This window comes from Streptomyces sp. NPDC036764, from assembly GCF_055609385.1.
Map to the genome: position 1 here is coordinate 69,791 of NZ_JBVJPT010000020.1, position 19,405 is coordinate 89,195.

Here is a 19,405-nt window from a genome sequence, read left to right on the forward strand (position 1 = left end):
TACGTGTTCCTGGCGTGCTTCGTTCGAATCCTCCGCGTCGCGCCGGTGCCTTCCCCGCCGGGCACGTCGAGGACCCAGGTCATCAGTCCCCTCGCCCAGTCCGCCACCGCGATGCATATCTCCACCCGACTGCTTTTCTAGGACGCGCAGGCCCCGCCGCGCAACCCGATCATCGTGTCAGTGACCTCCCCCGCGGCCGCCCGCCGAAACGTGCGCTGAAACACCTGTCCGCGGGATCTTTTCAGTCCCCGATCGCCACGCCCCGCATGAGCTGTGTGTATCACGTCCAGTCTCGCAGATTCCCGGCGAGGTGACGGCGGGCGAGAGAGGGGCGCCGGGGGTGCGAGGGGACGGGGCGACCGGTCCCCGCGCCGGTAGCGCCCCGCTGTCGCCGCCGCCCGCTGGCCTACCCTGAGGAGGTCACTGGCAACCGGAGTCCGAGATCATCGGAGTAGGTCAGAGAAGGTCGGAGTAGTCGCAGGCCATGAGCGAAGCGCCCTCTTCAGGAACGCCCTATCCATACGATGCGCCTGCCTCGCAGGCTCTGTTCGACCGTGCGGCCGCCGTCACACCGGGCGGCGTGAACTCCCCGGTGCGCGCCTTCCGCGCCGTGGGCGGTACGCCCCGGTTCATGGTGTCCGGCACCGGTCCGTACCTGACCGACGCCGACGGACGTGAGTACGTCGACCTCGTCTGCTCCTGGGGACCCATGATCCTCGGGCACTCCCACCCGGACGTGATCGCCGCCGTCCAGGACGCCGTGTCCCGCGGCACGTCCTTCGGTACGCCCGGTCAGGGCGAGGTCGCGCTCGCCGAGGAGATGGTCGACCGGATCGAGCCGCTGGAGCAGGTGCGGCTGGTCTCCAGCGGCACCGAGGCCACCATGTCCGCCATCCGGCTCGCCCGCGGATTCACCCGGCGCACCAAGGTGATCAAGTTCGCCGGCTGCTACCACGGGCACGTCGACTCTCTGCTCGCCGCCGCCGGATCGGGTGTGGCCACCTTCGCCCTGCCCGACACGCCCGGCGTCACCGGCGCCCAGGCCGGCGACACCATCGTGCTGCCGTACAACGACCTGGAGTCCGTGCACGAGGCCTTCCACCGGCACCCCGGTGAGATCGCCTGCGTCATCACCGAGGCCTCGCCCGGCAACATGGGCGTCGTCCCGCCGCAGCCCGGCTTCAACGAGGGGCTGCGGGACGCCTGCCACAAGAACGGCGCCCTGTACATCTCCGACGAGGTCATGACCGGGTTCCGTACCAGCCGCGCCGGCTGGTACGGCGTGGACGGGGTCAGGCCCGACCTCATGACGTTCGGCAAGGTGATGGGCGGCGGCTTCCCGGCCGCGGCCTTCGGTGGCCGCGCCGATGTGATGGCCCACCTCGCCCCGGCCGGCCCCGTGTACCAGGCGGGCACCCTGTCCGGGAACCCGATCGCCACCGCCGCGGGCCTCGCCCAGTTGCGGCTGCTCGACCAGGCCGCGTACGACAAGGTCGACGCGGTGTCGCAGACCGTCCAGACCCTCGTCACCGAGGCCCTCACCAAGGAAGGCGTCGCCCACCGGCTCCAGAACGCCTCCAACATGTTCTCGGTGTTCTTCACCGACCGTGAGGTCCGCAACTACGAGGACGCCAAGCGGCAGGAGTCCTTCCGCTTCACCGCCTTCTTCCACTCGATGCTGGCGCAGGGTGTCTACCTGCCGCCCTCCTCCTTCGAGTCCTGGTTCGTGTCCACGGCACACGACGAGCAGGCGGTCCAGCGCATCGCCGACGCCCTCCCGGCGGCGGCCCGAGCGGCGGCGGAGGCCACGGCGGAATGAGCGACAACCCCATGAACGACAACTCCGTGAGCGACGACTCCATGAGCGACAGCCTCATCAACGACGGCGCCATGACCGGCGACGACGTCACCGTCGTCCACGTCATGCGGCACGGCGAGGTGGCCAACCCGGACGGGATCCTCTACGGCCGTCTCGCCGGCTACCACCTGTCCGAGCTCGGGCGGCAGATGGCCGACCGGGTCGCCGAGCACCTCGCCCCCCGTGACGTCACCTACGTGTGCGCCTCCCCGCTGGAGCGGGCGCAGGAGACCGCGACGCCGATCGCCAAGGCGCACGGACTCGACCTCGCGACCGACGAGCGGCTCATCGAGGCCGGCAACGTCTTCCAGGGCAAGACCTTCGGCGTCGGCGACGGGGCGCTGAAGAAGCCGGCGAACTGGAAGCACCTGGTCAACCCGTTCCGGCCGTCCTGGGGCGAGCCGTACGTCGACCAGGTCGTGCGCATGATGGGCGCGCTGGACGCCGCCAAGGACGCCGCCCGCGGACACGAGGCCGTGCTGGTCAGCCATCAGTTGCCGATCTGGATCGTGCGCAGCTACGTCGAGCGGCGCCGGCTGTGGCACGACCCGCGCAAGCGGCAGTGCACCCTGGCGTCCCTGACGACCTTCACGTACCAGGGCGACAAGATCGTGTCCGTCGGCTACACCGAGCCCGCCATCGATCTCGTGCCCGCCCATCTCCGCGCCGGCGCCCAGCCGGTGAAGGGGAAGGACAAGGCCTTCGGCGCCTGAGGGCACCCCATGGCCGCCCAAGGACATCCAAGGCCGCCCAAGGCGACCTAAGACACGTTTGTGACATTTGTTGCGAATCCTCCGTGATTCGGAGGAACCTCCTCGTTCGTCGTGCCCTCTGACTGGGTGACCACCAGAGCAAGCACGACGGACGGGGCAGCAATGCGCAACTTCAGCCGAAGGGGAGCCATCGGACTCGGTGCCGGAGCGGCCGCCGGCCTCGGGCTCGCGGGGTGCGGCACCCTCACCTCGTCAGACGGTTCGAACGGGTCATCGGGTTCCGGGGACGGCGCGGGGAACAAGCCGGGCCCCCAGACCGACCGCGCCCGCCCCATAGGCGACGGCTCCACCTCCTTCACCGGCAAGCAGCCGAACCAGCCCGCCAAGCCGGAGCCGCTGGAGCCGGGCCAGGAGCCGCCGCAGTTCGTCATATTCTCCTGGGACGGTGCCGGCGAGGTCGGCAACGGTCTGTTCCCGCGCTTCCTGGACCTCGCCAAGGAGCACGAGGCGCACATGACCTTCTTCCTCTCGGGGCTGTATCTGCTGCCCGAGAGCAAGAAGCGGCTCTACGACCCGCCGAACAACCCGCGCGGCGCCTCCGACATCGGCTACCTCACCGACGACCACATCAAGCAGACGCTGAAGGGCGTCCGCCGCGCCTGGCTCGAAGGTCATGAGATAGGCACCCACTTCAACGGCCACTTCTGCGGCGGCACCGGCACCGTCGGCAACTGGACCTCGAAGCAGTGGCGCAGCGAGATCGACCAGGCCAAGTCCTTCGTCAAGGAGTGGCGGACGAACTCCGGGTGGACCGATCTGCCCTCGCTGCCCTTCGACTACGACAAGGAGCTCGTCGGCGGCCGCACGCCCTGCCTCCTCGGCCAGGACAACCTGCTGCCCACCGCCAAGGAGCTGGGCTGGCGCTACGACGCCTCCTCGCCCGGCGGCCGTCAGGTGTGGCCGGACAAGAAGCAGGGGCTGTGGGATCTGCCGTTGCAGCAGATACCTTTCCCCGGCCACAGCTTCGAGGTCCTTTCGATGGACTACAACATGCTCGCGAACCAGTCGGTCAACTCGACGAACGCCCCCAGCCACAACTACCCGGGCTGGCGCGAGCAGGCGGCGCAGGCGTACATCCAGGGATTCAAGCGGGCGTACGAGACAAACCGCGCACCCTTCTTCATAGGCAACCACTTCGAGCAGTGGAACGGCGGCATCTACATGGACGCCGTCGAGGAGGCCCTCAAGCACATCGCGCAGGAGAGGGAGAAGGGCGGCGACATCCGACTCGTCTCCTTCCGGCAGTTCGTGGACTGGATGGACGTACAGAAGCCGGACATCCTCGACAAGTTGCGCACTCTGGAAGTCGGGCAGGAGCCTGCGGGGGGCTGGAGTTCCTTCCTGAAGCCCACCCCCACCGGCTCCTCCTCAAGCTCCTCCAACAGCACCCAAAACGCTGCCTGAAATGCGGGTTTACGCCCGGGAGGGGGGTGCGCAAGATCCCCGGAACGGACATGCGAAACTTTTCACATGAGTGCCGCCCGCCGCGCCCGTAGCCGTATCGCCCTGCTCGCCACCACTGGCGCCGCCACAGCCGCGCTGGTCCTGTCCGCGTGCACTTCGGGCGGTACGTCCGGTGGCGGCGGCGACACCAACTTCGTCACCGGCAACAACGGCATCGACACCGTCGCCCAGGGCAAGCGCGCCGCCGCGCCGGCCCTCTCCGGCGAGACCATCGACGGCAAGCAGCTCGACACCGCCGCCTACAAGGGCAAGATCCTCGTCGTCAACGTATGGGGATCGTGGTGCCCGCCCTGCCGGGCCGAGGCGAAGAACTTCCAGACCGTCTACGAGGACGTCAAGGGCCAGGGCGTCGAGTTCGTCGGCATCAACACCCGGGACACCAGCACCACCCCGGCGAAGGCCTTCGAGAAGGAGTTCGGGGTCACCTACCCGAGCCTGTACGACCCCACGGGCAAGCAGATGCTCCGCTTCAAGAAGGGCACGCTCAACCCGCAGGCCATCCCCTCCACGCTCGTCATCGACCGGGAGGGAAAGATCGCCGCGCGGGCGCTGATGCCCCTGGGCGAGGACACCCTGCGCAGCATGATCAAGCCCGTCCTCGCGGAGAAGTGACGTGAGCGCACTGTCCACGCTCGCCGAGGGCGCGACCTACAACGGCACCGTCATGCACGGCGCCCTGCTGCTCGCGCTGCCGATCGCCGTGCTCGGCGGCCTCGTCTCCTTCTTCTCCCCGTGCGTCCTGCCGCTCGTCCCCGGCTACCTCTCCTACGTCACCGGAGTCAGCGGCACCGACCTGGCCGAGACCCGGCGCTGGCGGATGGTCGCCGGTGCCTCCCTGTTCGTGCTCGGCTTCACCGTCGTCTTCGTCTCCGGCGGCGCCCTGTTCGGCTACTGGGGCTCGACCCTCCAGGAGAACAAGGACCTGCTGACGAAGATCCTCGGCGTCCTGATGATCCTGATGGGCGTCTTCTTCATGGGCCTGATGCCCTGGCTGACCCAGCGGGAGTTCCGCTTCCACACCAGGCCCGCCACCGGACTCGCCGGCGCGCCCCTGCTCGGCGCGTTCTTCGGCATCGGCTGGACGCCCTGCATCGGCCCGACCCTGTCCTCCGTGCAGACCCTCGCCATCAACGAGGCCAGCGCCGGACGGGGCGCCCTGCTGACCGTCGCCTACTGCCTCGGGCTCGGCATCCCGTTCGTCGTCACTGCCGTAGCCTTCCGCAAGGCGCTCGGCGCCTTCGCCTGGATCAAGCGTCACTACGCCTGGGTCATGCGCATCGGCGGCACCATGATGATCGTGACCGGTGTGCTGCTGCTGACCGGCGCCTGGGACCGCATCGTGCAGGAGATGCAGGTCTGGTCCAACGGCTTCACTGTGGGGATCTGATCGATGAGCGAGACGAAGACCAGCGCGCCCGACAGCACGCCGGCCGCGGGTGACGAGGACCTGGGCGCCGCCGGCTCCCAGCTCTCCACCGCCCCCACCGAGGACGCCCCCAACCTGCCCTCCCTCGGCGTCATCGGCTGGGCCCGCTGGTTCTGGCGGCAGCTCACCTCGATGCGGGTCGCCCTGCTGCTGCTCCTGCTGCTGTCGCTCGGCGCGATCCCCGGCTCGCTCATCCCGCAGACCGGCATCGACGAGACGAAGGTCGCCGAGTTCCGCAAGACGCACGAGACGCTCGCGCCGATCTACGACAAGCTCGGCCTCTTCAACGTCTACAGCTCGGTGTGGTTCTCCGCGATCTACATCCTGCTGTTCGTCTCCCTCATCGGCTGCATCGTCCCGCGCACCTGGCAGTTCGTCGGCCAGTTGCGCGGCCGTCCGCCGGGCGCCCCCAAGCGGCTGACCCGGCTGCCCGCCTACACCACCTGGCGCACCGAGGCCGAGCCCGAGCAGGTCCGCGAGGCCGCGCTCGCCCTGCTGAAGAAGCGCCGCTTCCGCGCCCATCTCGCCGGTGACGCCGTCGCCGCCGAGAAGGGCTATCTGCGCGAGGTCGGCAACCTCGCCTTCCACATCGCGCTGATCGTGATGCTGATCGCCTTCGCCTGGGGCCAGCTCTTCAAGTCCGAGGGCAACAAGCTGGTCGTCGAGGGCGACGGGTTCTCCAACACCCTCACCCAGTACGACGACTTCAAGTCCGGCAGCCTCTTCACCCAGGACGACCTGGACCCGTTCAGCTTCAACCTGAAGAACTTCACCGGCACCTACGAGGCGTCCGGCCCCAACAAGGGCACCCCGCGGATCTACAAGGCGGACATCAGCTACAGCGTGGGCGCCGACGGCAAGGAGAAGAAGACCACCGTCGAGGTCAACGAGCCGCTGGAGATCGGCGACTCGAAGGTCTATCTCGTCAGCCACGGCTACGCCCCCGTCATCACGATCCGCGACGGCAAGGGCAACATCGTCTACCGCGACGCCGTGCCCCTGCTCCCGCTCGACGGCAATGTCACCTCAACCGGTGCGATCAAGGTCATGGACGGCTACCGCAACGCCAAGGGCGAGCGGGAGCAGCTCGGCTTCCAGGCCTTCTTCCTGCCCACCTACGTCAAGGGCAACGAGCTGGCCTCGCAGTTCCCCGCGCTGCTGAACCCGGTCATCAACCTGGAGGCGTACCACGGCGACCTCGGGGTCGACGCGGGCATCCCGCAGAGCGTGTACCAGCTCGACAAGAAGAACCTGAAGGGCTTCAAGGACGCCAAGGGCGCCCAGGTCCGGGAGAACCTCAAGCCCGGCGAGACCATGAAGCTCCCGAACGGCGCCGGCACGGTCACCTTCGAGAAGGAGATCAAGGAGTGGGCCGGCTTCCAGGTCGCCCGCCAGCCCGGCGCCGGCTGGGCGCTGGCCGGTTCCCTCGCCGCGATCTTCGGCCTCGCCGCCTCCCTGTTCATCCAGCGCCGCCGTGTCTGGGTGCGGGCCGCCACCGGCAGCGACGGCGTCACGGTCGTCGAGATGGCCGGCCTCGGCCGCAGCGAGTCCGCCAAGGTGCCCGAGGAACTCGGCGACCTCGCCGGGATCCTGTACGAGCAGGCACCGGGCGCTCCCGATGCCGACGACGACCCCGCAGATTCCGAAGCTTCCCCCGACCCCCAAGTCGTACCTGCCGAAGGGGCTGAGAAGTGACTCTCGCCGCCGCAACCGATCTGGCCGCCGCCACCAACGAGAACCTCGCCAGCATCAGCAACACGCTGATCTACTCGTCGATGGCCGTCTACACCCTGGCCTTCTTCGCGTACATCGCCGAATGGCTCCTCGGCAGCCGCAGCAAGGTCGGCCGCACGGCCGCCGCGCTCACCCCGGCGAAGGCCGCCAAGGCCGCCGCGCCCGCCGTCACCGTGAACAAGGGCGGCTCCACCGCCGTACTGGAGCGGCCGAAGGTCGTCGTGCGGGCCACGGCCGGGCAGCGGGACGTGCCGGACGGGCCCGGCGCGCACGGCGGGGACGAGCAGGGCGACCTCTACGGGCGTATCGCCATCTCCCTCACCGTCCTCGCCTTCCTGGTCGAGTTCGGCGGTGTGCTCACGCGCGCTCTGTCGGTGCAGCGGGCGCCGTGGGGCAACATGTACGAGTTCAACATCACCTTCTCCACGGTCGCCGTCGGTGTGTACCTGGCGCTGCTCGCGCTGAAGAAGAACGTGCGCTGGCTCGGGCTTTTCCTGATCACCACGGTCCTCCTCGATCTCGGCCTCGCCGTCACTGTCTTGTACACCGCCAGTGACCAGTTGGTTCCCGCCCTTCACTCGTACTGGCTGTACATCCACGTCTCCACGGCGATCTTCTGCGGCGCGGTGTTCTACGTCGGCGCCGTCTCCACGCTGCTGTACCTCTTCAAGGACAGCTACGAGAACAAGCTGGCGAACGGCGGTACCCCCGGCCGGTTCGCGAACTCCGTCCTGGACCGGCTGCCCGCCTCGGCGTCCCTGGACAAGTTCTCCTACCGCGTCAACGCCGCCGTCTTCCCGCTGTGGACGTTCACGATCATCGCGGGCGCCATCTGGGCGGGCGACGCCTGGGGCCGCTACTGGGGCTGGGACCCCAAGGAGACCTGGTCCTTCATCACCTGGGTCGCCTACGCCTGCTACCTGCACGCCCGCGCCACGGCCGGCTGGAAGGGCCGCAAGGCCGCCTACCTGGCCCTCATCGCCTTCGGCTGCTGGCTGTTCAACTACTACGGCGTCAACATCTTCGTCTCCGGCAAGCACTCGTACGCCGGGGTGTAAGTCCCTTGCCGCGAAGGCCGGTTCCTGTGACCTGGGTCATGGGAACCGGCCTTTGTCGTGCGGACAGGTAGAGGGGTGTGGATACGAATCTGCGGAAACGCATCCGCGCGGGGGACCACGGCGCATTCGGTGAGCTCTTCGACGCGCACGCACGCTCCGTCTACAACCACGCCTTCCGGCTCACGGGGGAGTGGCCCGTGGCCGAGGACGTCGTCTCGCTGACCTTCCTGGAGGCCTGGCGGCTGCGCGAGCGGCTCGACGAGGACGGCGGCTCACCGCGCCCCTGGCTGCTCGGCATCGCCACCAACGTCACACGCAACCTGCGCCGCGCCACCCGAAGACACGCGGCCGCCGTCGCCCGCCTGCCACGCGAGGAGACCGTACGGGACTTCGCCGACGAGGTCGCCGACCGCCTCGACGACACCGCTCAGTTGGCCCTCGTGCGCACCGCGCTGGCCAGGCTGCGGCGGGCCGAGCGCGAGGTGCTGGCGCTGTGCGTGTGGTCGGGTCTGGACTACCGGGCCGCCGCGGACGCGCTCGGGGTGCCCGTCGGGACCGTACGATCACGGCTTTCCCGTGCTCGGACGAAACTCGCGAAACATATGGAACCGCCGCACGAGGGCGGACAGATGAGAGGTGACCGCACCAACACGGTCAGGCCCATCAGGGAGGGAAACCGATGAACCAGCTTCCCGAACACGGCCTTCCGCCGGGCCGTCACCGACTCCTCAAGGAGCATCTGATGACAGAGATCCGGCGCGAAGAGGAACCCGCACGCCCGCGCGCCAGGTGGCTGCGCCCCGCGCTCGCCGCGGCCGCCGTCGCCACCGCGGCCGCCGTCACCTTCGTCGTCCTGCCGTCGTCCGGCGGCGGTGCGAGCGCCAGGCCGCCCGGCAACGCGACCGCGGCGCTGCTGGAGGACATCGCGCTGGCGGCCGAGGACGCGGGCGGCGGGTACGGCGAGATCCGCGACGACCAGTTCGTGTACATCGACAGCAAGGTCTCCTACGCCGGCTACGAGAAGGGGAAGAAGACCAAGATCCCGCCACTGCACCGCTCCGAGCAGTGGACGTCGGTCGACGGCACCCGCGAGGGCCTGGTCCGGGAGGACGGACGCGGTCAGTGGCCGACGGAAGCGGAGCCCGCCCCGGGCAAGCCGGGCTACGAGGTGTCGACCAACTACCGCCACCTGTCGACGCTGCCCACCGACCCGGACGAGATGTACGAATGGCTGCGCAAGGTGGGCCCCCACAACAGCGGCCAGGTGACCGACCAGGCCATGTTCGTGCTGGTCGGCGATCTGATCCGGGACGCGTTGGTGCCGCCGCAGCAGGCCGCCGCGCTCTTTCGCTCGGTCGCCCGGATCCCCGGTGTGAAGGTCGTGGAGAACGTGGTGGACGCCGCCGGCCGGCGGGGTGTCGCGATCACCCGGGACGACCCCGACAACCCGACCCGGGACGAGTGGATCTTCGACGCGAAGACCCATGAGTTCCTCGGCGAGCGGTCCGTGGCCACCGAGGACTTCTCGGACATCAAGCGGGGCCAGGTCGTCGGCAACGCGGTGATCCTCGACCGGGCCGTGGTCGATCGCGCAGGTCAGCGCCCGTAAGGGGTGCACTTCGTGCCCGGCGGGGTCAGGCTGGTGTCATGACCGGTTCCATTGAGCAGGGCATCAGCCAGACCCACGGGAACACCCACATCCTGCACTTCCTGGTGCGGCTTCCCCGGGCCATGGACGCGGTCTGGCCGTGCCTCGCCACCCCGGAAGGGCTCACGTCCTGGTGCACCCCGGTCGACACCCTCGAACCGCGCCTCGGCGGCGAGGTCGACCTGCGCGACTTCGGCAGCGGGCAGATCACCGCCTGGGACGTGGACCGGGTCGCCGAGTACACGGTGCAGGGCGGCCGGATCCGCTTCCACCTGGAACGGGACGGCGAGGCGGGCGCCGCGCTCCGCTTCACCCACGAGTTCCAGGGCGAGGCGGAGACCGAGCAGCGCTGGCGGGCCCGCTTCGAGCGGCTGATCGTCGTGCTGGAGGACGGCTCCTGAAGAGCCGCTCGGCCTACCGGACGGTCGAGGCGATGACGTCCCGCAGCCGCTCCACATACAGCCGCATGTTCTTCTGCGCGACATCGGTGTCCGGGTAGCGGCTGGCGAACCACAGGCCCTCGTGCAGCCGCGTGACCCAGGCGCACACCTGGTCGCCGTACGACACCCTGATCAGCCCGTACGCCTTCTGCTCGGTCCACTGCCCGGATCCGGCGATGCCGCGGGTGTCGACGTAGGAGACGATCGAGTACAGGTCGGGTGAGGTGGGGCGGAAGTCCGCGCCGAGCAACTGGAGCACCCGGGCGAGCGGCATGCGGGCCAGATGCCGGGCCGCGTGCAGCGCGTCGCGCACCGTCCGCAGGGCGCTGGGCAGGTCGTACGCCTGCTCCGCGGAGATCTCGATGGGCGCGCCGCCGACGTACCAGCCCACGGAGTCGCTCCAGCGGGACTTCACCCGGGTGTGGAACGGCACGACCGTGCGGTAGACGGGCTGTCCGCCGATCTCGTGGACGATGAGGGCGGTGGCGGCCAGGATGCCGACCGAACTGCCGCCGTGGGGACGGCAGTACGCCTCGAACGCGGCGGCGGTGTCCGGGTCGGTGAGCTCCTCGCGCAGCAGCTTCTGGGTGGGCAGGCCCGGCTCGGGGTCGAGGCCGAGGTCGACGGGGAAATTCGGCAGTCGGCCGTCGCAGCGGCGGATGAACTCCCGCCAGCGGGCCACGATCTCGTGGCGGTCGTCGATCCGGTCGGCGTCCGTGCGCTCGATCTCGCAGAAGTCGACGTAGCTGCCGGCCGGCGCCGACTGCGGGGACCTGCCCGCGAGCCGTGCCGCGTACAGCTCGTGGATCTCGGCGGGGATGCGGTGGATGGAGTGGGCGTCGACGTTGCTGTGGTCGAAGGCCATGTACACGCTGGTGGAGTCGTCCCGGACCACGGCCGTGTAGATGAGGTTGGGCCAGCGCAGCGCGTCCGCCGTGGCGTCGAAGCGGTCCTGGAGGTGGCGGACCAGGGCGGCCGGGTCGGTGAAGTCGCCGACCACCGTGCGGTGCAGGGACACCGAGTCGGCGTCGAGCGTGAACCGGCGCATCTCGTCGCCCGATTCGCCGGACCAGCGGAACCCGCTGCGCAGCGTCTCGTGCCTGAGCGTCCAGTCGCGCAGGGCCTCCTGAAGCGCGTCGAGGTCGACGCGGCCCGGCATGTCGAAGGCGGTGCCGAGCCAGGTCGGTACGAACAGGCCGTCGTCCCGCACGGACCGGGCGGTCCTGATGTGCGACTCCTGGATGTACGCCGGGGGCCGTGAGTCCTCCGGCAGGTCTGCCGCCGCCGCGACGCTCGCCGGACTGAACGTCCATTCGACGAGTCGTCCGGGCCGGACCTCGCAGCGCTGGATGTCAGTCATTCGCACAGGCGGCTCCATTCGCGGCGGGGGACACACCCGAAAGGGTGGTATCCCGCCCAACGAGGCAACCCTTCCTCGGAAACGGTCCGGCGATCACACGGGCCGACCGCCCGGATCGGCGAGCTGATCAGCCGGTTCGGTCGACGGTGATCGAGTCCAACTGCTGCCGCAGATACACATGCGAGTCGACCGGCGGGTGGGCCACGCGGCCCACCGGAGCGGGCACGGACTCCACGATCGTGCCGGGCGTGCACTCTCCGAAGTACACGAGCGACATCAACTCCTCGGCGGGCGCGTCGGCCGGCGGCGGCAGTACCCGGTGCCGCCCCGACCGCCACCGGTCGCCGGTCCAACGGGCCATCAGATCGCCGATGTTGATGGTGAACGCCTCCGGGTCGTAGGGCGCGTCCTCCCAGCCGCCGTCGTCCGTGTAGACCTGCAGGCCGCCCTTGCCCGCCTGCCGGTCGAGGATCGTCACCGTCCCGAAGTCGGTGTGCGGTCCGATGCGGAACTGGCCCGGCTCCGGCTCACCGAGGACCTCCCTGCCCGGATACCAGTTGATGTTGAAGCCGTACGTCGGGTGGTCCATGTGCCGGGTGAAGAAGTCGGGTTCGAGGCCGAGGGCCTCCCCGAGCAGGGCGAGGAGGCGGTTCTCCAGCTCACCCATCCGCGCGAGGTACTCCTCGACCAGCGGCCGCAGTTCGGGAACCTCGCCGGGCCACACGTTCGGCGCGTACCACTCGGCGTTGACCACCGGGTCCTCGAAGGGCTCGTGCGTCGCGAAGCTGAGCGACTCCTTCAGGTCCGGCGGTGTCTCGGTGCCCTCCGAGTAGCCGTTGGCCTCCGCGCCGGGTCCGAGCCAGCCGCGACCGCCGACCTTCACCTCGTACGCCTGCTTTGCCTCGGTGGGGAGCGTGAAGAAGGCGCGCGCGGCGGTGCGGATCCGGGCGCGCAGGGCCGGGGCCACGCCGTGCCCGGTGACCAGGAGGAAGCCGGCGGTCTGGAGGGCCTGGTCGACGGTGCCGGCGATGGCCCTGCGGGTCTCGGCGTCGCCGTTCACCCAGGGGCGCAGGTCGATCGTGGGGATGCGGGGCGTGCCGGGGTTTCGGGGCTGGTCACTCACCGATGTCCTCGTTCCACAGGTCGGGATGGTGCGCGATGAAGGCGCGCATCATGTCGATGCACTCGGGATCGTCGAGCAGCACGATGTCCACACCGTGCCCGGCCAGCCAGTCGTGCCCGCCGCGGAACGTGACCGCCTCGCCGATCACCACCCGGGAGATGCCGAACTGCCGGACCAGGCCCGAGCAGTACCAGCAGGGGGAGAGGGTGGTCACCATGGTCGTGCCGCGGTACGACCGCTGCCGTCCCGCCGCCCGGAAGGCGGCCGTCTCCGCGTGCATGGAGGGGTCGCCGTCCTGCACCCGGCGGTTGTGACCCCGCCCGAGCAGCGCCCCGTCGGCCCCGTACAGCGCGGCGCCGATCGGGATGCCGCCCTCGCCGAGCCCGGCGCGGGCCTCCGCGAGCGCGGTGCCGAGCCACTCGCGTGCCTCTGAATGATCCATGCCCTCACTCTCCAGTGACGGGCCGGCGCCGGCAACGGCGGAAAGGGGGCGAGCCGGCTCAGCGGCGGAGCGTGATGCGGCTCTCGCCGTTGAAGGGGGCGAAGCAGGTCACCGTGTCCGGGGTGCGCAGGGTGTCGTCCTCGGCGAACAGCCGCCGCACCTCCGCGAAGGACACCTCGCCGCTGACGACGAGGGAGGCGCGGTCGTACAGCGCGCGCGTCGCCTCCGACAGGGGCTCGCCCGGCTCGCCGTCCTCCTCTCCCCACACGTCCCACAGCAGGGTCTCCACCTTGTTGAGCGCCGCGAGGTCGAGCCGCACGTTGCCCGCGACGAACCGCTCGCCCCAGAACGGCCCCTCCTGCGGCGGATGAAGCCCGAACTTCCTCTCGTCCGCCCCGCCCTCCCGGATCGCCCGCCATGCCTCGCCCGCGACCAGGAACCGGTCGCGCGGTACGTCCATGGGGTCGAAGTCCACGTCCCAGTTCACGGTGACGGCCGGGTCGGCGAGCTGGGCGTCGGCGAGGAGCCAGGCGCCGCGCCGCCCGTCCCAGTACTCGGTGACGACGTGGTCGCCATGGAAGTCGTCCGAGCCGTCCTTGCGGAAGTAGTCGGCGAAGCCGGAGCGGATGCGCGCCGGGACGCCCATGTGGCGCAGGAGTGAGCAGTGCAGCAGCGAGAAGTCCCGGCAGACGCCGACGAACCGGTCGCCGACGTCGCGCCGCCGGCCGAGCGGGGCGTCGTCGCGCCCGACCACGATCCGCAGGATGTCGTCGACGTACCGGGTCTCGGCGTCGTCGTGGAGCCGGTCGGTCGCGATGACGTGCCCGAAGAGCTCGCCCTCGACGCGATGGATCACCAAGTCGCGTACGACCCGGGCGAGTTCGGCCGGATCGCGGGGCAGTGAGGCGTACCGGGAGGCCAGTTCGCCGGGCGCGGAGAAGGGGCTCTGGGTGACGTAGAAGGCGGCGGCGTCCGGTGCGAGGGCGGAGGCAGGGGTGGCGGACACGGCTGCGAGGGCGGAGGCAGGGGTGGCGGACACGGCTGTACTCCCAGCAGGCATCGACCGCGTGTTCGATTACGGGCCGGTGCACCTCACCGTGCCAAATTTCGCGCCGAATTGTCCAGGGGCGGTTCGCGCTCCTGGCCTGCTCGGGGTGTCCGGGCTGGCCCGCCTCGCCGTCCGGGTAATTCGGTGGCGGCGCGGTGGCCGGCGGGTGTTGTGTGGCCGGGCCCGGTGATCACCAGGAACTCCGGGGGCGGGGAGGGTCGATGGTGTGGTGGGAGCGGGCTTGGCGGATCGCCGAGTTGCGGCAGCGGGGTGCCGTGCTGGCGGCGTTCGTGGCCGCCTGCGGCGGGCGTGACGAGGAACGGGCCCGGGAGGCAAGGGAGTTGGCGGCGGGGGTGTGCGCGCTCCCGTACGCCGGGGGCGACCTCGATGCGGCCGAGGACGCCGTGCGGACGCTTCAGGCGTGGGCGGACGACCTCGTGGACCACCCGTACCATCCCGGCGTGCCCCGCCCCGCCGCGGCGGACCGGCTGACGCGCGACCACTTCAAGGACGTGCTGCGCGAGACGCTGTCGACCCCGGCCCGTGACTGGATGTCGGGCACCCGGCTCTCCCTGGACCTCGACTACCACGCCCTGTGCCGGGCGCGCGGCCTGGACCCCCGGACACGCGAGGACGCCTGCTACGTCTACGGACGCGGCACGATGGCCCTCGACCTCGGCCATCGCGCGGCCGCGCAACGCGAGGCCCTGCGGCTGCGGGAGCTGAGGGACAGCCACGCCAGGTAGTGACGTCCGGCGGCGGGCTGCCTCTCCCGCACCGCGTAGTCCATGAAGCCACGGCGGTATCGGGTGTGCCGGGTCTCCTGGGTGTGCACGGCCGATCGGTAGTCGTCAGGGCTCGTCGCGCCTGGGCCCGTCGTCCTTGTTCTTGTCGTCGTCCTCGTCCAGGGACTTCAGGAACTCGGGGTTGTCGTCGGGGGCCACCCACTGCTGACGCGGGCGGTTGCGTACGCCGGACCAGCCCTCGGCGGCCGGGCTGCGCTTCTTGCCCGCGATCAGCCAGGAGATGGAGCCGACCAGCGGGAAGACCAACACGAGGATCGCCCACAGCGGTTTCGGCATGTGGCGGATGTCGTCCTCCTTCGTGCTGATGCAGTCGATGAACGCGTACACGCTCAGCGCCAGTGGCACGAGGAACATCAGCACCCGGAGCATGGGCCCTCTCAGCGAAACGGTCGGCGGACCGGGGGCACGGCCCCCGGGGTAAGGGCCAGGGTAGCCGCTCGGGGATACTTGACCTCATGGCTTACGACGATCTTCGTTCCCTGCTCAGGGCGCTGGAGCGCGAGGGCGACCTCAAGCGTGTGAAGGCTGAGGTCGATCCGTATCTGGAGGTCGGGGAGATCGTCGACCGGGTCCAGAAGTCCGGCGGTCCCGCGCTGCTCTTCGAGAACGTGAAGGGCTCCTCGATGCCCCTCGCGATGAACGTGTTCGGCACCGACCGCCGGCTGCTGAAGGCCCTGGGCCTGAAGTCGTACGGCGACATCTCCGACAAGATCGGCGGGCTGCTGAAGCCCGAGCTGCCGCACGGCTTCGTCGGGGTCCGCGAGGCCTTCGGCAAGCTCGGCGCGATGACGCACGTGCCGCCGAAGAAGGTGAAGTCCGACAGCGCGCCGGTGCAGGAGGTCGTGCTGCACGGCGACGAGGTCGACCTGGAGCAACTGCCGGCCCTGTTCACCTGGCCCAAGGACGGCGGCTCCTTCTTCAACCTGGGGCTCACGCACACCAAGGACCCGGAGTCCGGCGTACGCAACCTCGGTCTGTACCGCCTGCAGCGCCACGACAAGCGCACGATCGGCATGCACTGGCAGATCCACAAGGACAGCCGCAACCACTACCAGGTGGCGGCGAGGAGGGGAGAGCGGCTGCCGGTCGCGATCGCCTTCGGCTGTCCGCCCGCGGTGACGTACGCGTCCACCGCCCCGCTCCCCGGTGACATCGACGAGTACCTCTTCGCCGGCTTCGTCGCGGGCAAGCGGATCGAGATGGTCGACTGCAAGACCGTCCCGCTCCAGGTCCCCGCGCAGGCCGAGGTCGTGCTGGAGGGGTGGCTGGAGCCGGGGGAGATGCTGCCGGAGGGGCCCTTCGGCGACCACACCGGGTTCTACACCCCGCAGGAGCCGTTCCCGGCCCTGAAGATCGACTGCGTGACGATGCGCCGCCGACCCCTGCTCCAGTCGATCGTCGTAGGCCGGCCTCCGACGGAGGACGGCCCCCTGGGTCGTGCGACGGAACGCTTCTTCCTCCCCCTGCTGAAGATCATCGTCCCGGACATCGTGGACTACCACCTGCCCGAGTCCGGCGGATTCCACAACTGCGCGATCGTCTCGATCGACAAGAAGTACCCCAAGCACGCCCAGAAGACGATGCACGCGATCTGGGGTGCGCACATGATGTCCCTGACCAAGCTGATCGTGGTCGTCGACTCCGACTGCGACGTGCACGATCTGCACGAGGTCTCCTGGCGGGCCCTCGGCAACACCGACTACGCCCGCGACCTCACGGTCGTCGAAGGCCCCGTCGACCATCTCGACCACGCCTCCTACCAGCAGTTCTGGGGCGGCAAGGCAGGCATCGACGCGACGAAGAAGTGGCCCGAGGAGGGCTACACCCGCGACGGTGGCTGGCCCGACATGGTCGAGTCCGACCCGCAGACGGCGGCGAAGGTCGACCGCCGCTGGAAGGAGTACGGCCTGTGAGCAGCGCCTCCGCGGCGATCCCGCAGCCAGGACGCACGAAGGCGTTCCTCCGCCTCGTCATGATCGAGCACTCGGTGTTCGCGCTGCCCTTCGCGTACATCGCCGCGCTCACCGCGATGTTCCAGATGGACAAGAACATCCACTGGGGCCGGCTGCTGCTGGTGACGATCTGCATGGTGGGCCTGCGCACCTTCGCGATGGCCGTGAACCGGATCATCGACCGCGAGATCGACGCCCGCAATCCGCGCACCGCGCACCGTGAGCTGGTGACGGGCGCCATGTCGGTACGGCACGCCTGGACGGGCGCCCTGATCGCCCTGGTGATCTTCCTGGGTTCGGCCGCACTGCTGAACCCCCTGTGCCTGGCCCTCGCCCCCATCGCGGTGATCCCGATGGTGGTCTACCCCTACGGCAAACGCTTCACCAACTTCCCCCAGGCCATCCTGGGCCTCGCCCAGGCGATGGGTCCGGTCGGCGGCTGGCTCGCCATCACCGGCACCTGGTCCTGGGACGCGGTGATCCTCGGCCTCGCCGTCGGCATCTGGATCGGCGGCTTCGACCTGATCTACGCCTGCCAGGACGTCGAGACCGACCGCGAGATCGGCGTCATGTCGGTCCCGGCCCGCTTCGGCATCCCGGCGGCGATCTGGGGAGCGCGGGTCTGCCACGCCGTCACCACGGCCCTGTTCGCCTGGTACGCCCTCGCCACGGACGCGGGCGCCTTCTTCTGGCTGGGCCTGCTGATCGTCGCCGGCGCGTTCGTCTACGAGCACTCGATCGTCCGCCCCCATGACCTGTCCCGCCTGAACAGGGCGTTCTTCAGCGTCAACGGGTTCATCGGGATCGCCCTGTTCGTGTGCGCGCTGCTGGACCTGCTCGTGCGCGGGCTGACCGTCTGAGTCAGAAGGCCCGGCACACCTAGGCGATGAGCTCCTGACGTGGATGGGTGTCGCGGCGGCGGAACGCGAACGCCGCCGCCACCCCCGCCACCAGCCCCACCAGATGGCCCTGCCAGCTCACGCCGGACTGGGTCGGGGCCAGGCCCGCCAGGATCGAGCCGCCCCAGATCGCGGCCACCAGCAGGCCGGCCAGGATGCCGAGCGGGCGCCGCTCGACGAAGCCGGTGACCAGGAGGAAGCCGAAGAGGCCGAAGATCAGGCCGGAGGCGCCCGCGGTGTTGGTGCCGGAGGGGGATATCAGCCACACGCCCAGCCCGTCCGCGACGATGATCAGCGCACAGACCGCGGCGAACCGGCGGATGCCCCCGAGCGCCGCGAGGAACCCGAGGACCAGCAGCGGCACGCTGTTCGCGGCGACATGGGCGAAGCCGAAGTGGATGAAGGCGGCCGGGACGACGTCCACCAGCTCCGACCCGGTGCGCGGGACGATGCCGAAGCCGTCCAGCGCGTGCCCGCTGATCACGTCGGCCACTTCCAGCAGCCACAGCAGCGCCACCCAGCCCGCCATCAGCTTGGCCGCGGTCAGCGCCCGGTCACTGCGCGACACCTCGCGCCGCGCGTCCCACATGTCCGGCATGGCAACCCCCACCGCCCAACTCGTCCCCAAACGGGAACGCCTGGCACCCCTTGGTCGGTTCCCACCCCGCCACGCCGGATAGGCTCGGTGTCGTGAACCCAGCCAAGCCAGGAGAGACGGCGCGTACGCCTTGGATCGTAGGGGTGTCCGGCGCTTCCGGCACCCCATACGCCGCCGCCGTGCTGCGCGCGCTCCTCGCCGCCGGGGAAAGCGTCGATCTGGTCGTCAGCCGGGCGTCGAGGCTCACCCTCCTCGACGAGACGGGGATCTCGTTCCGGGACGCCCACTGGCAGGACGACCTGCGCGAATGGCTCGCGCGGGGCGCCGACGGCAAGCCCGGGACCTTCGAGGCGGACATCGAGGACGTCCGGTACTGGAACGCCGGGGACCTCGCCGCCGGGCCGTCCTCGGGGTCGTACGCCACCAAGGGCATGCTGATCGTGCCCGCCTCCACCGCCTGCGTCGCCGGAGTCGCGCTCGGGCTGTCCAAGGACCTGTTGCAGCGCGCGGCGAGCGTGACCCTGAAGGAGGGGCGCGAGCTCGTCGTCGCCGTACGGGAGACGCCCCTGAACGGGCAGACGCTGCGTCACCTGGTGACACTGGACGACGCGGGCGCGACCGTCGTGCCCGCCTCGCCCGCCTTCTACGCGGGGGCCACGCACATCCAGGACCTGGTGGACTTCGTCGCCGGCCGCGTCCTCGACGCGGCGGGTGTCGAGCACCGCCTCTACCGCCGCTGGAAGGGCGAACTGGGCGGCGGCGCCCTCTCCACCTGA

Annotated in this window: 20 protein-coding genes; 14 read left to right on the plus strand and 6 right to left on the minus strand. The window is 70.0% G+C overall.

Going from position 1 to position 19,405, the window contains the following annotated elements; all coding sequences use genetic code 11:
* Positions 1 to 484 precede the first annotated feature (484 nt).
* The 10 genes from hemL (at position 485) to ACZ69Q_RS42280 (ending at position 10,362) form a co-directional block, all read left to right on the plus strand.
* Entirely contained in the window at positions 485 to 1,819 is a 1,335-nt protein-coding gene (hemL, locus tag ACZ69Q_RS42235) for a glutamate-1-semialdehyde 2,1-aminomutase (RefSeq protein ID WP_471053392.1), read from the plus strand.
* A 41-nt stretch (positions 1,820 to 1,860) separates the two neighbouring features.
* Positions 1,861 to 2,571 (plus strand): histidine phosphatase family protein, encoded by a 711-nt coding sequence (locus tag ACZ69Q_RS42240; protein ID WP_471053598.1) that lies wholly within the window; start codon positions 1,861 to 1,863, stop codon positions 2,569 to 2,571.
* A 162-nt stretch (positions 2,572 to 2,733) separates the two neighbouring features.
* Positions 2,734 to 4,035 carry a polysaccharide deacetylase family protein gene (locus ACZ69Q_RS42245; protein ID WP_471053601.1) on the plus strand — a complete coding sequence of 434 codons (1,302 nt, stop codon included), beginning with the start codon at positions 2,734 to 2,736 and terminating at the stop codon, positions 4,033 to 4,035.
* A gap of 66 nt (positions 4,036 to 4,101) precedes the next feature.
* On the plus strand, positions 4,102 to 4,707 hold the full coding sequence (locus tag ACZ69Q_RS42250) for a TlpA family protein disulfide reductase (protein ID WP_471053394.1): 606 nt from the start codon (positions 4,102 to 4,104) through the stop codon (positions 4,705 to 4,707).
* A 1-nt stretch (position 4,708) separates the two neighbouring features.
* Complete coding sequence (locus ACZ69Q_RS42255; protein WP_471053397.1) at positions 4,709 to 5,482, plus strand: cytochrome c biogenesis CcdA family protein; 774 nt, start codon at positions 4,709 to 4,711, stop codon at positions 5,480 to 5,482.
* 3 nt (positions 5,483 to 5,485) lie between these two features.
* Positions 5,486 to 7,216: a cytochrome c biogenesis protein ResB gene (gene resB, locus ACZ69Q_RS42260; protein ID WP_471053400.1), complete on the plus strand. Its 1,731-nt coding sequence runs from the start codon at positions 5,486 to 5,488 to the stop codon at positions 7,214 to 7,216.
* Positions 7,213 to 8,313, plus strand: a complete 1,101-nt coding sequence (ccsB, locus tag ACZ69Q_RS42265) for a c-type cytochrome biogenesis protein CcsB (protein ID WP_471053402.1) — start codon at positions 7,213 to 7,215, stop codon at positions 8,311 to 8,313. The genes resB and ccsB overlap by 4 nt, the downstream gene beginning before the upstream one ends.
* Positions 8,314 to 8,390: 77 nt before the next feature.
* Positions 8,391 to 8,996, plus strand: a complete 606-nt coding sequence (locus ACZ69Q_RS42270) for an RNA polymerase sigma factor (RefSeq protein ID WP_471053404.1) — start codon at positions 8,391 to 8,393, stop codon at positions 8,994 to 8,996.
* Positions 8,993 to 9,922: a CU044_5270 family protein gene (locus ACZ69Q_RS42275; protein WP_471053407.1), complete on the plus strand. Its 930-nt coding sequence runs from the start codon at positions 8,993 to 8,995 to the stop codon at positions 9,920 to 9,922. Before ACZ69Q_RS42270 ends, ACZ69Q_RS42275 begins: the two co-directional genes overlap by 4 nt.
* A 38-nt stretch (positions 9,923 to 9,960) precedes the next feature.
* Positions 9,961 to 10,362, plus strand: a complete 402-nt coding sequence (locus ACZ69Q_RS42280; RefSeq protein ID WP_471053409.1) for an SRPBCC family protein — start codon at positions 9,961 to 9,963, stop codon at positions 10,360 to 10,362.
* A 13-nt stretch (positions 10,363 to 10,375) separates the two neighbouring features.
* Here the strand turns inward: ACZ69Q_RS42280 and ACZ69Q_RS42285 are convergent, their stop codons facing one another.
* The 4 genes from ACZ69Q_RS42285 to ACZ69Q_RS42300 form a co-directional block, all read right to left on the minus strand.
* Positions 10,376 to 11,767: a condensation domain-containing protein gene (locus ACZ69Q_RS42285; protein ID WP_471053412.1), complete on the minus strand. Its 1,392-nt coding sequence runs from the start codon at positions 11,765 to 11,767 to the stop codon at positions 10,376 to 10,378.
* A 121-nt stretch (positions 11,768 to 11,888) separates the two neighbouring features.
* Entirely contained in the window at positions 11,889 to 12,884 is a 996-nt protein-coding gene (locus ACZ69Q_RS42290) for an isopenicillin N synthase family dioxygenase (protein WP_471053414.1), read from the minus strand.
* Positions 12,877 to 13,326, minus strand: coding sequence for a nucleoside deaminase (locus ACZ69Q_RS42295; protein ID WP_471053417.1), 450 nt, complete (start codon positions 13,324 to 13,326; stop codon positions 12,877 to 12,879). The genes ACZ69Q_RS42290 and ACZ69Q_RS42295 overlap by 8 nt, the downstream gene beginning before the upstream one ends.
* A gap of 58 nt (positions 13,327 to 13,384) precedes the next feature.
* Entirely contained in the window at positions 13,385 to 14,332 is a 948-nt protein-coding gene (locus ACZ69Q_RS42300; protein ID WP_471053604.1) for a transglutaminase domain-containing protein, read from the minus strand.
* Positions 14,333 to 14,595: 263 nt separating this feature from the next.
* Between ACZ69Q_RS42300 and ACZ69Q_RS42305 the strand changes: the two genes are divergently transcribed.
* A complete protein-coding gene (locus ACZ69Q_RS42305; protein ID WP_471053420.1) occupies positions 14,596 to 15,120 on the plus strand; it encodes a hypothetical protein in 525 nt (174 codons plus the stop codon).
* Between the two features lie 105 nt (positions 15,121 to 15,225).
* On the opposite strand, the gene ACZ69Q_RS42310 is transcribed toward ACZ69Q_RS42305, so the two are convergent.
* Positions 15,226 to 15,549: a PLD nuclease N-terminal domain-containing protein gene (locus ACZ69Q_RS42310; protein WP_471053422.1), complete on the minus strand. Its 324-nt coding sequence runs from the start codon at positions 15,547 to 15,549 to the stop codon at positions 15,226 to 15,228.
* Positions 15,550 to 15,635: 86 nt separating this feature from the next.
* Here ACZ69Q_RS42310 and ACZ69Q_RS42315 point away from each other — a divergent pair, with 86 nt between their 5' ends.
* Both ACZ69Q_RS42315 and mqnP read left to right on the plus strand, forming a co-directional pair.
* Positions 15,636 to 17,093 carry a menaquinone biosynthesis decarboxylase gene (locus ACZ69Q_RS42315; RefSeq protein WP_471053425.1) on the plus strand — a complete coding sequence of 486 codons (1,458 nt, stop codon included), beginning with the start codon at positions 15,636 to 15,638 and terminating at the stop codon, positions 17,091 to 17,093.
* Positions 17,090 to 17,992 carry a menaquinone biosynthesis prenyltransferase MqnP gene (gene mqnP / locus ACZ69Q_RS42320; RefSeq protein ID WP_471053427.1) on the plus strand — a complete coding sequence of 301 codons (903 nt, stop codon included), beginning with the start codon at positions 17,090 to 17,092 and terminating at the stop codon, positions 17,990 to 17,992. Before ACZ69Q_RS42315 ends, mqnP begins: the two co-directional genes overlap by 4 nt.
* 19 nt (positions 17,993 to 18,011) lie before the next feature.
* Here the strand turns inward: mqnP and ACZ69Q_RS42325 are convergent, their stop codons facing one another.
* A complete protein-coding gene (locus ACZ69Q_RS42325; RefSeq protein WP_471053430.1) occupies positions 18,012 to 18,629 on the minus strand; it encodes a rhomboid family intramembrane serine protease in 618 nt (205 codons plus the stop codon).
* Positions 18,630 to 18,721: 92 nt separating this feature from the next.
* On the opposite strand from ACZ69Q_RS42325, the gene ACZ69Q_RS42330 reads away from it, so the two are divergent.
* The gene (locus tag ACZ69Q_RS42330) at positions 18,722 to 19,405 is read left to right on the plus strand and encodes a UbiX family flavin prenyltransferase (protein WP_471053432.1); all 684 of its coding nucleotides are present in this window, start codon (positions 18,722 to 18,724) and stop codon (positions 19,403 to 19,405) included.